The 5,276-nt window shown below is 72.4% G+C and carries 3 protein-coding genes; 2 read left to right on the top strand and 1 reads right to left on the bottom strand.

Annotated features, from left to right (window positions below; translation table 11 throughout):
* Window positions 1-151: 151 nt before the first annotated feature.
* Complete coding sequence (locus ABT085_RS43425) at window positions 152-1,240, bottom strand: sporulation protein (RefSeq protein ID WP_351621868.1); 1,089 nt, start codon at window positions 1,238-1,240, stop codon at window positions 152-154.
* 351 nt (window positions 1,241-1,591) lie between these two features.
* On the opposite strand from ABT085_RS43425, the gene ABT085_RS43420 reads away from it, so the two are divergent.
* Window positions 1,592-3,976, top strand: coding sequence for an ATP-binding cassette domain-containing protein (locus tag ABT085_RS43420; protein ID WP_351621865.1), 2,385 nt, complete (start codon window positions 1,592-1,594; stop codon window positions 3,974-3,976).
* A 246-nt stretch (window positions 3,977-4,222) separates the two neighbouring features.
* A complete protein-coding gene (locus ABT085_RS43415; RefSeq protein WP_351621862.1) occupies window positions 4,223-4,873 on the top strand; it encodes a hypothetical protein in 651 nt (216 codons plus the stop codon).
* Window positions 4,874-5,276 lie beyond the last annotated feature (403 nt).

The raw sequence follows: 5,276 nt of genomic DNA, 5'->3' as shown, positions 1-5,276 counted from the left end.
CCCGGCGACGCGGAACTGCTGCGCAGGCTGCTCCAGGGGACCGACGAGGACGACCGGGACGCACCGGGAACGGGCCGGGCGGGCTGAACCGGGGGCGTGTCCGTCCTCCTCGGCCCGTGCCCGGGGCCCGTCCGGCGGCCCCCGCCGCGGCTCAGTCCTCGTCGTCCCCGCCCTCGTCGTCGTCCCCCTCGAAGAAGTCCCCGATCTCGTCGACGACCTCCGCCGCCACCAGCCCGCCGACGACACCGACCGCCAGTCCCGCCGCACCGGCCGCGACGGCCGTGCCCAGGCCGGGGCCGGAACGGTGGTGCTCGTCGTGACGGCGGTCGTGCCGGCCGTGCTCGTCGTACCCGTGGCCGCTTCCGTACGGGTCCTGGTACCCGCCGGGGTACGGATCCCCGTGCGCGTACGGATCCCCGTGTCCGTACGCCGCCGAGTGCCCGTACCCCGCGCCGGAGCCGTGGGCCGCCCGGTGCTCGACGAGCTGCCGGATCCAGCCGTCGACCTCGGTGTTCCAGTCCCGCCCGGGCACGTCCCGGTGGCCGACGGTGAAGCGGGCCAGCGCGTCGTGTCCTTCGGAGAAGAGGCCGCCGCGCCGGTCGGCCTCCAGGATCACCTCCGTCCGGTCGGGGCCGGCCAGGAAGGTCACCTCGATCTCGCCGACGGCGTGCGCGTACTGCGGCGCCGGGGTCAGCTCGATCTCCTGGTAGAAGGGCAGCCGCTGATCGGTGCCGCCGATCCGCCCGTATTCGAGGTCCGCGGACCTGAAGCCGAAGCCCAGCTGCCCGAGCGCCTCCAGGACCGCCTCCTGGACGGGCAGCGGCCGCACGGCGAGCGGGTCCAGGTCGCCCTTGTCCCGCGCCCCGGACACCGCGAGCTCGGTGCGCACCCCGAGCACGATCCCCAGCTGCTGCCCGTACAGCTCGCTGACCGGCGTCTCCCACGGCAGCGTCACCTGGAACGGAACGCTGAACAACGCCTCCTCGCCGAGCCGGAACGCACCGCCCACCACGAACCGTTCGAAGACGACGAAGCCCTCGCTCTCGCCCTCATCGTGCTCGGCCTCGACCCGGGCGACGAGCTCCAGGGCGATGTGCTCGACGTCGACGGCCGAACCGCCACCCCGCAGGTGCACCTGCCCGGACAGCACCCCGCCGGGCGGCACCGCGCCGTGGTCCAGAACCGTGTCCACCGAGGGGCCGTCCACACCGATGGCCCCGAGCAGCCGTTTGAACACCATGCCGGTGTCGCTCCTTCACTGATCGCGCGCGTCGCTCCGCGACCCGGCGCGGGTCGCGACGGGCCGTCGCCACCAGAACTACCGCACCGGGTAAAGAAGTTCCCAAGGCGCCCGTACGGGTGAGGCTTGCGCCGCGTGCCCGCCGCCGCTCGCCGGGCGCCCGGGACGGGCAGTTTTCGAGAAGCGCCGAACGGCGGTCCGGCCCTAGCCTGATCGCCGTGGCCGCCACCCCGTCCCGCGGGGCGACGGCGCGGGACGTCGTCCCGGATCGCCCCCGGCCGGCCGGGCCGGTCGGGTAGACAGGGGGGACCGCGAACGCGGCCCGCACGACCGTACGGAGAGAGGACGAGCATGGCCAGGAGGACGGACGCGCAGTCGTCCGCGTCGCACGGCGCCGACAGCCACGATCTGATCCGCGTGCACGGTGCGCGCGAGAACAACCTCAAGGACGTCAGCGTCGAGATCCCGAAGCGCCGGCTGACGGTGTTCACGGGCGTCTCCGGCTCCGGCAAGAGCTCCCTGGTGTTCGACACCATCGCCGCGGAGTCGCAGCGGCTGATCAACGAGACCTACAGCGCCTTCGTGCAGGGCTTCATGCCGACCCTGGCGCGGCCCGAGGTCGACGTCCTCGACGGGCTGACCACCGCGATCATCGTCGACCAGCAGCGGATGGGCTCCGACCTGCGCTCCACGGTCGGCACCGCCACCGACGCCAACGCCATGCTGCGCATCCTCTTCAGCCGGCTCGGCCGGCCGCACATCGGCTCGCCCAAGGCGTACTCCTTCAACGTCGCCTCGATCAGCGGCGCGGGCGCGGTCACCCTGGAGCGCGCCGGGCAGACCGTGAAGGAACGCCGCTCCTTCAGCATCACCGGCGGGATGTGCCCGCGCTGCGAGGGCCGGGGCTCGGTCACCGACCTCGACCTCACCCAGCTCTACGACGACTCCAAGTCGCTCAACGAGGGCGCGCTCACCATCCCCGGCTACAAGTCGGGCGGCTGGAACTACCGGCTCTACACCGAGTCGGGGCTCGTCGACGCGGACAAGCCGATCCGCAAGTACACCAAGAAGGAATTGCACGCCTTCCTGTACCTCGAACCGACCCGGATGAAGATCGCGGGCATCAACATGACCTACGAGGGGCTGATCCCCCGGGTCCAGAAGTCGATGCTGAACAAGGACAAGGAGGCGATGCAGCCGCACATCCGGGCGTTCGTGGAGCGTGCGGTCACCTTCACCGCCTGTCCCGACTGCGAGGGCACCCGGCTCACCGAGGCGGCCCGGTCGTCGAAGATCGAGGGCGTCAGCATCGCCGACGTCTGCGCGATGCAGATCAGCGACCTCGCCGAGTGGGTGCGGGGCCTGGACGAGCCGTCGGTGGCACCGCTGCTGGCGTCCTTGCAGCAGACCCTCGACTCCTTCGTGGAGATCGGCCTCGGCTATCTCTCGCTGGAGCGGCCCTCGGGCACCCTGTCGGGCGGCGAGGCGCAGCGCGTCAAGATGATCCGCCACCTCGGCTCCTCGCTCACCGACGTCACCTATGTCTTCGACGAGCCCACCATCGGTCTGCACCCCCATGACATCCAGCGGATGAACGGCCTGCTGCTGAGGCTGCGGGACAAGGGCAACACGGTGCTCGTCGTGGAGCACAAGCCGGAGACGATCGCGATCGCCGACCACGTCGTCGACCTCGGCCCCGGCGCCGGCACGGCGGGCGGCACCGTCTGCTTCGAGGGCACCGTCGAGGGGCTGCGGTCCGGCGGGACCATCACCGGGCGTCACTTCGGCGACCGGGCCTCGCTGAAGAAGACGGTGCGCGAGCCCACCGGCGCGCTGGAGATCCGCGGCGCCTCGGCGCACAACCTGCGCGACGTGGACGTCGACATCCCGCTCGGGGTGCTGTGTGTGGTCACGGGCGTCGCCGGGTCCGGCAAGAGCTCGCTGATCCACGGTTCGGTCCCCGCCTCCGCGGGCGTGGTGTCGGTGGACCAGGCGCCGGTACGCGGTTCCCGGCGCAGCAACCCGGCGACGTACACCGGGCTGCTCGATCCGATCCGCAAGGCGTTCGCGACGGCCAACGACGTCAAGCCGGCGCTGTTCAGCGCCAACTCCGAGGGCGCCTGCCCCACCTGCAACGGGGCCGGCGTCGTCTACACCGACCTGGCGATGATGGCCGGGGTCGCCACCCTCTGCGAGGAGTGCGAGGGCAAGCGGTTCCAGGCGGCGGTGCTGGAGTACCACCTCGGCGGCCGGGACATCAGCGAGGTGCTCGCGATGTCGGTGACCGAGGCCGAGGAGTTCTTCGGCGCCGGCGAGGCGAAGACCCCGGCCGCGCACCGCATCCTCGGCCGGCTCGCCGACGTCGGCCTCGGCTATCTCAGCCTCGGCCAGCCGCTGACCACGCTGTCCGGCGGCGAGCGCCAGCGGCTGAAGCTGGCCACCCACATGGCCGACAAGGGCGGTGTCTACGTCCTCGACGAGCCGACCGCGGGCCTCCACCTCGCCGACGTCGAGCATCTGCTCGGCCTGCTCGACCGGCTCGTCGACGCGGGCAAGTCGGTCATCGTCGTCGAACACCATCAGGCGGTCATGGCGCACGCCGACTGGATCATCGACCTCGGTCCGGGCGCGGGCCACGACGGGGGCCGGATCGTCTTCGAGGGCACCCCGGCCGACCTCGTCGCCGCCCGCTCCACCCTCACCGGCGAGCACCTCTCGGCGTACGTCGGCGGCTGACGGCCGTCGATCGACGGCCTGCCTCCGTACCGGTGCCCGCCGGCGCGGAGGCAGGCCGCGCACCACCGTGCCCGGGGGCGGGCCGCGTATGTGAAACCGAGACAGTTCCGAGAGCCGGCTCGTGCAACCGGGGAGCCGTCACCGGTGGTCGTAGGGGGCAGGTCGGCGGTTCGTCGCGAGCCGGCCGCACACCCCGATCACACCGGACGTGACCGTGATGTCCCGCGGTCGAAGAAGGGATTCGCCATGCCCGCTCCCAGAGGCACTTCGATGGCAGCGCTGTTGGGCGGCCTGCTGTTGCTGACCGCATGTCAGGGCGGTTCGGACTCCGGTGCCTCCGGCTCGCCCGCCCCGCAGGCCTCGGCCACGGCAGGCACCGCTTCGGACGCTGCGGCCTCCGCCACCCCGTCCGGCACCGCCACCCCGTCCGGCACCGCCGCGCCGGCCGCGTCCGCCACGAAGCCGTCGACCGCCTCCGCCACCAAGCCGTCGACCGCTCCCGCCGTCCCGGCCAAGGCCACGGCCCCCGCTTTCGCCGGCTGCCGCAACCTGGCCGTGGGCGCCGAGGTGAAGTCCGCCGTGACGGCGGCGTACCGGCGCGCCGTCCCCCTCCTCACCCACCTGGAGCCGGTGCCGGGGCAGTTCTTCTACGGCCAGTGCGGCGCCGACCGCTATGCCGCCACCCGCTTCCGGCCCACCGCCGGGGCCGGCGAGGCCGAACTCGTCAACATGCAGGACGAGGGCAGCGTCACCAAGTACTTCCGCGCCACCGCGGGAGGCGGCTGGGCCTACGTCGCCACCGACGGCTTCCCGAGGAGCGCGCACGGCTGCGCCGACATCCCGCAGATCCCCGACGCACTGGCCAAGGCCTGGCACAACTGCCCGGACGGTCACTGAGATTCTTCGTCTCCTCTTGACCGAGGAGAGAGCGAGAGCACACCCGTCACCCGCGCCCGGCGCGACCGTGGAGCCGCCGGAACCGCTGCGGCCGTCCGTCACCGACCCTGCTGCTTCGCCGACCTGGGCCCGGCCTGGGTCGCCGGCGTCGGCTACTCCTGCACCCTGCCCATCCGGACCCGGCCGGGCCGGGACATCGCCCTCCCGTTCGACACCGCCGAGGTCGTCCTCAACCCGGCCGCCCGACAACGGAGACAGGGAAGAGGGAGACAGGTAAAGGGAGACAGGTATAGGGAAGGGGGCGAGCCGTCGGCTCGCCCCCAGGGGGTGCACCCGGCAACCGGCCCGCGGCTCAGCGCACCCGGAAGCCGAAGGAGTAGCCCAGCTACATGAGCCAGGGCAG

This window comes from Streptomyces sp. NPDC002265 (assembly GCF_040296125.1).
Classification (GTDB): domain Bacteria; phylum Actinomycetota; class Actinomycetes; order Streptomycetales; family Streptomycetaceae; genus Streptomyces.
Note: the sequence above shows the minus strand (reverse complement) of the source record. Positions and strands in the feature narration are given on the sequence as shown.

What these genes read in the sequence shown, in the direction of transcription:
- ABT085_RS43425 (WP_351621868.1), bottom strand. Translation starts at nt 1,240, where the DNA reads ATGGTGTTCAAACGGCTGCTCGGGGCCATCGGTGTGGACGGCCCCTCG.
- ABT085_RS43420 (WP_351621865.1), top strand. Translation starts at nt 1,592, where the DNA reads ATGGCCAGGAGGACGGACGCGCAGTCGTCCGCGTCGCACGGCGCCGAC.
- ABT085_RS43415 (WP_351621862.1), top strand. Translation starts at nt 4,223, where the DNA reads ATGCCCGCTCCCAGAGGCACTTCGATGGCAGCGCTGTTGGGCGGCCTG.